The 5524-nt window shown below is 39.8% G+C and carries 7 protein-coding genes and 1 pseudogene; 7 read left to right on the top strand and 1 reads right to left on the bottom strand.

Annotation, left to right across the window (positions count from 1 at the left end):
- The 6 genes from mreC to AB685_RS25535 form a co-directional block, all read left to right on the top strand.
- Positions 1 to 383, top strand: a 383-nt coding sequence (mreC, locus tag AB685_RS25560; RefSeq protein WP_047973407.1) for a rod shape-determining protein MreC, incomplete at its 5' end; no start/stop codon positions are given.
- On the top strand, positions 383 to 907 hold the full coding sequence (mreD, locus tag AB685_RS25555) for a rod shape-determining protein MreD (protein ID WP_047973406.1): 525 nt from the start codon (positions 383 to 385) through the stop codon (positions 905 to 907). The genes mreC and mreD, both read left to right, overlap by 1 nt.
- Positions 908 to 1085: 178 nt before the next feature.
- Positions 1086 to 1772 carry a septum site-determining protein MinC gene (gene minC / locus AB685_RS25550; RefSeq protein WP_047973405.1) on the top strand — a complete coding sequence of 229 codons (687 nt, stop codon included), beginning with the start codon at positions 1086 to 1088 and terminating at the stop codon, positions 1770 to 1772.
- Positions 1773 to 1799: 27 nt separating this feature from the next.
- Positions 1800 to 2594, top strand: a complete 795-nt coding sequence (gene minD, locus AB685_RS25545; RefSeq protein ID WP_047973404.1) for a septum site-determining protein MinD — start codon at positions 1800 to 1802, stop codon at positions 2592 to 2594.
- 106 nt (positions 2595 to 2700) lie between these two features.
- A complete protein-coding gene (locus tag AB685_RS25540; protein ID WP_047973403.1) occupies positions 2701 to 3219 on the top strand; it encodes a type 1 glutamine amidotransferase domain-containing protein in 519 nt (172 codons plus the stop codon).
- A gap of 362 nt (positions 3220 to 3581) precedes the next feature.
- Positions 3582 to 4094, top strand: coding sequence for a molybdenum cofactor biosynthesis protein B (locus AB685_RS25535; RefSeq protein ID WP_047973402.1), 513 nt, complete (start codon positions 3582 to 3584; stop codon positions 4092 to 4094).
- A gap of 73 nt (positions 4095 to 4167) precedes the next feature.
- Here AB685_RS25535 and AB685_RS25530 read toward each other — a convergent pair whose 3' ends face one another.
- Entirely contained in the window at positions 4168 to 5091 is a 924-nt protein-coding gene (locus tag AB685_RS25530; RefSeq protein WP_047973401.1) for an aldo/keto reductase, read from the bottom strand.
- 183 nt (positions 5092 to 5274) lie between these two features.
- Here AB685_RS25530 and AB685_RS25525 point away from each other — a divergent pair.
- Positions 5275 to 5524: pseudogene (locus AB685_RS25525) on the top strand (M23 family peptidase); the annotation flags it as partial.

Raw genomic sequence — 5524 nt, 5'->3', positions numbered from 1 at the left:
TGACAAGTCAATTCAGTTCATTTGTTCAATTATTATCTGATAATGATCGTACCAACCGCGTATCAGCTAAAATTGTCGGCGATCAAACTCTAAATGGCTTTATCGAAGGGTATGACGAAGATCGAGGCTTGCTCATTATGAGAAAGCTAGATATTGAGGCTGAAATTGAAGAAGAACAAATGGTTACAACATCAGGTCTTGGAGGCGTCTATCCTGAAGGCTTGTTAATTGGAGAGGTCGTAGAAGCTGAGCCGGATGAGTATGGACTAACTCAAAATGTCTATATTAAGCCAACAGCAGATTTCTACTCTTTAAACTATGTTTATGTGATTGAGAGAACAAGTACGTCTATTGACCCAGAGTTATTGGAGGGGGATTTGTAGTGAGTCGTGCATATCTTCCAACGCTGCTTTTACTTACTCTAGTGATCGAAGGTAGTCTATTTCCCTTTTTTATGCCGGAACGTTATGGCTCTGATTTAACAATGGTGCCACGATTTCTAGTTGTCTTCCTTGTCTTTATTGGGATCTACACCGGAAGAAGTACAAGCTTWCTTTATGCGCTTTGTTTTGGTGTGATCTATGATGTTGTATATACCGAATTACTAGGAGTTTATGTATTTGGTTTTGCAGTAGTAGGTTATGTATTTGCTCTATCTTATAAACAAATTCAAGATAGTATTCTCGTGCCCCTACTTCTTGCTCTTGTTGCGGTTGCTTTGTTTGATTATTATCAGTATGGTTTATTTCGTTTAATTGGAATCACTGATATGGGAGCTTACACGTTCGTTATAGATCGTTTACTGCCAACATTACTATTAAACGGAGCGTGGGCAATTGTGATGCTTTATCCGGTCAAGAAGCTTTGTGAGCATGTTCAACATCATTCAAGGCTACGTGAGAGATAACTTGTAAAATCGACAAATTCTAAAAAAATTCACAGACATCTAGTTGTGAAAGAGGGATTCTCCCCTTACATGTTGAATTAAACTATCAATCACCGATTTGAGCCTTTTTACTCATGACTTTGCCTGAGACGTTAATGAGGCAGGTTTCGAATGCGAGTGTGTCTGAGGTGAACGTTGAATGACGCAGAAAAAACAACATGTTACGATAAAAGGAACGAAAGATGGACTGATCTTTCTATTAGATGACCACTGTTCATATGATWGTTTACTAGAAGAATTGTATGATAAACTGTCTACTAAGCACTATCAAGGCTCTGATGAACCTGATGTGAAAGTGAATGTGAAAGTTGGTCATCGGTATTTAACAGAGGAACAGTCAGAAGAAATTACAAGGATTATTACAGAAGGTCGTAACCTTGCGATCGAACAGATCCATTCAGAAGTATTAACAAAACAAGAAGCTGAGCTGCTACGACAAGAGTCTCAAGTGGTGACACTAACGAGAGTTGTGCGTTCCGGGCAAGTATTAAAGGTTCGTGGTGACCTTTTGCTTGTTGGAGATGTCAATCCAAGCGGTACAGTAATGGCCACAGGTAATATCTTTGTGATGGGTGCCTTGCGCGGTGTAGCACATGCAGGCTTTGAAGGCGACACACGCGCGGTTATTTCAGCTGCACTTATGAGTCCCGCGCAACTCAGAATTGCTGAGGAGATCCACCATTTTGGTGAGGATGAACAAGAAGCAGCGATGGAGAGTGCACATCTAGATGATGAGTCAGGAGCCTTCGTATTAGAAAGGGTTCAGCAATTGATCCATCATCGTCCAGAGCTTCAAAAGAATGATTCACAAATAATAGATGGATGACGCGTGGAATAGAAAGGGGTCATGAGCATGGGAGAAGCAATAGTCATTACAAGTGGTAAAGGTGGAGTTGGTAAAACAACGACCACTGCCAACATCGGTACTTCCCTTGCGCTTTCAGGAAAGAAAGTTTGTTTAGTTGATACAGACATCGGGCTTCGAAATCTGGATGTTGTCATGGGGCTTGAAAATCGCATCATTTATGATTTAGTAGATGTAGTTGAAGGCCGTTGTAAGTTAAAGCAAGCACTCATTAAAGACAAACGTTTTGAATGTTTGTACTTACTACCAGCTGCTCAAACGAAAGATAAGCATTCTGTTGAGCCAGAACAAATGAAACATATTGTGAATGAATTGAAGCAAGAATATGATTATGTTCTAATTGATTGCCCAGCGGGTATTGAGCAAGGCTTTAAAAATGCTGTTGCAGGTGCTGATAAAGCAATTGTTGTGACAACACCTGAGACTTCTGCTGTACGTGATGCCGATCGAATTATTGGTTTACTTGAGCAAGAAGACGTATCAGCTCCGAAGCTTGTCGTCAATCGAATTCGTGGACATATGATGAAAAATGGAGAAATGCTCGATGTTGACGAGATTGCTTCCATTTTAGCTATTGATTTAATAGGAATTGTTGTGGATGATGAGGATGTCATTAAGTACTCCAATAAGGGAGAACCTATTGCCTTACATACTGGGAGCAAAGCCTCCATTGCCTACCGCAATATTGCTAGACGTATTTTAGGAGAGTCCGTTCCATTAATGTCTCTAGAAGAGGAAAAAGGAATCTTCGCTAAAATTAAACAATTTTTCGGTGTTCGTTAAACCATCTGAATTCTCAGATGGTTTTCTTTTTTTTCTATTGTAAAATGTTTAAGCTACTGAGCAAAGGGTATTCTATCACTAGAATCAGCTGAAGGAGTGATAAATCGTGGGTAAGAAGATTGCGGTAGTTATTACGGATTTATTTGAAGATGTGGAATTTACGGATCCTGCAAATGCTTTTCGTGAAGCAGGACATGAACTAGTCACAATTGAAAAAGAAGCTGGTGCGAAGGTTACTGGTAAGAATGACGAAGAAACCGTAACCATTGATAAAGGAATTGACGAAGTATCAGCAGATGATTTTGATGCGCTGTTCATTCCAGGTGGTTTCTCACCGGATATTCTTCGGGGAGATGATCGCTTTGTTGCATTTGCTAAGGAATTTGCAACAAATGATAAGCCGATTATGGCGATCTGCCATGGTCCACAATTATTAATAACAGCCGAAGTATTAAATGGACGCGATGTGACTGGATTTAAGTCGATTCATGTAGATTTAAAAAATGCTGGGGCAAAACTTCATGATGAAGAGGTTATTGTTTGTGGTGGAAACTTAGTCACGAGCCGTACTCCAGATGACCTGCCAGCATTTAATCGAGAATCACTAAACGTATTAAGTTCTTAAACGTAAGCGGCTCCCAACTTTTATGGGGGCCATTCTTATCTTATGACACTCAATGCTTATCCTTTACAGCTTCGACTATCCAAATCTTCAAGTTTGATTTATTCGGAAAAAGTAAGCTTCATATGGGATTTGCTGTAAACACTTTTAATGCATGATGACGAGTAGACATGATTTTCTTATATATGAGAAAATTTCTTTATATACGCTCGCCCTTGTTCATTAGAATTGTTCAGTTCACATATCCTACTTAAATCCTCCTTTTTATACTGCATCCCCGTCATTTCAAGGGCTGCGGTTTTGCTGTGGGAAATCTATGTTATTATAATTGAAAAGTTATTTTGTTAATCTAAGGGGGGCTCAATATGCCGATAGAAGAAAATAAAAATGAAGCACCAGCATTAGTTCGATGCATGATATTAACGGTTTCAGATACTAAAACGTATGACACTGACAAAAGCGCTAAACTGATTCGTGATTTATTAGAAGAGGGCGGACATAGTGTTACGGAATACCAGATTGTGAGAGATGAATACAKCCAAATTCAACACTGGTTAAAAATCGCAGCGAGCCGGGCTGACATTGATGCGATACTTATTACCGGTGGAACGGGGATTGCCCTACGTGACACTACACATGAAGCGGTTCGCGATAGTCTAGATAAAGAGATGCCAGGCTTCGGAGAGATCTTTAGATATTTAAGCTTTGTTGAAGATGTGGGAACAGCAGCCATTATTAGTCGCGCAATTGCTGGAGTTCGTGATGGTAAAGCCATCTTCTCAATGCCAGGGTCAACTGGAGCTGTTAAGTTGGCGATGGACCGGATTATTGTTCCGGAACTTGGTCATGTAATGCGCGAGATTTTAAAAGATCGTTAACACGTTGTTTGCAGATTTTATGCAAAATAAAAAGGAGGAAGATTTCTATCATTGAAACCTTCCTCCTTTTCTATTATTGGCGATGTTGTTTGTAAGTAGAGGCTTTTGTTATTGATTTTAGAAAGTCTACTTGTTCACGTGTAAGCGACTCAGTGTTAATGGCTCTTATATTATCCTCTATTTGTTCGATGCTGCTGGCTCCTGCTACGACTGCCGCTACGGTCTCATGAGCAAGACAATAATGCATAGCTTGCTCTGATAAAGGACGATTTAGTGTGCTGTTTGTCTTTAATTGTTCTTGCAAGGTTTTTAATTCCTCAAATGAATAATCAAGATATCCCTTCTCTTGTATCGATTCTGATGCTGCACTTAGAGGCTTGCTCGTTAAAAGTCCTTTAGCAAGAGGGCCTCTTGCCACAACGGAGATATTATTTGACTGTAATAAGTCAAACCACTCTTCCGGTCTACGGTCTAGTAAGCTATATTGCATCATCACGCTGACAATCGATGAACGTTTAACATACTCTTTAATGACGTTTGGTCTAATAGAGGAGATTCCATAATATCTTATGACACCTTCTTGCTTTAACTCTTCAAACGCTTCAATTGTCTCATCAATATGATCCTCGATGGTACCTCCGTGTAATTGATAGAGGTCGATATAGTCAGTCTGTAGCCTGGTCAGACTATCTTTAACCGCTTTTTTGATATGTTTTTTAGAAGGATCCCACTCCCAGCCTTCTTCATCTGTCTCAAAACGATTTCCGGCCTTTGTTGCTAGAATCAGGTCTTGTCTGCGATGCTTGATTGCATTTCCTACAAATTGTTCGTTCAAGCCTTTATCATATAGATCGGCCGTATCAAAATAGTTAATTCCAGCATCTAAAGCTGCATCAATCAGTTGCGTGGCGTAATTTTGATCGGTTCCAAGTGACATGCAGCCAAGAGCTAATTCACTTACTTCTAGATCAGAGTGACCAATTTTTCTCTTTCTCATAGGTGATTCTCTCCTTTTCACTATTGAACTATGTAAGGTGATACTGTTTTATCGGTTGGTACGTTTCAACGCTTAGTCTATCCATGGAAGCCTTCCTTATTTCCTCTTCCCGATTATGTCATATCAAAAACGGACAAGTCATATAGTTATTGTAACAAGTTCACGATAAAGGTGGAATGAGACATGTCCAAGGAATTAAATAAGGTTCGTAAACGCTTTGAGTCAAGAAGAAGAGAAATTAAAGGAAATGTAGCCGAAAGAGAGAGGTCGGCTCCTATGCTTATGAATAGACATGAGGAAGCGAGAGAAGAGCCAGACTTTTATATGGAACCAACGGCATACAAAAGTAGTGCTCCTCCGCTTAAAAAGGGACAAGATTTCTTCTTAATACGAGCGATGGTCGCCGTCTGTATTTTTCTGATCATCGCCATCA

The sequence above is a fragment of the Bacillus sp. LL01 genome (genome assembly GCF_001037965.1).
The sequence above is the reverse complement of the archived record's forward strand: the minus strand, read 5'-3'. Positions and strand labels throughout refer to the sequence as shown.

What these genes read in the sequence shown, in the direction of transcription:
- minD (WP_047973404.1), top strand. Translation starts at nt 1,800, where the DNA reads ATGGGAGAAGCAATAGTCATTACAAGTGGTAAAGGTGGAGTTGGTAAA.
- AB685_RS25530 (WP_047973401.1), bottom strand. Translation starts at nt 5,091, where the DNA reads ATGAGAAAGAGAAAAATTGGTCACTCTGATCTAGAAGTAAGTGAATTA.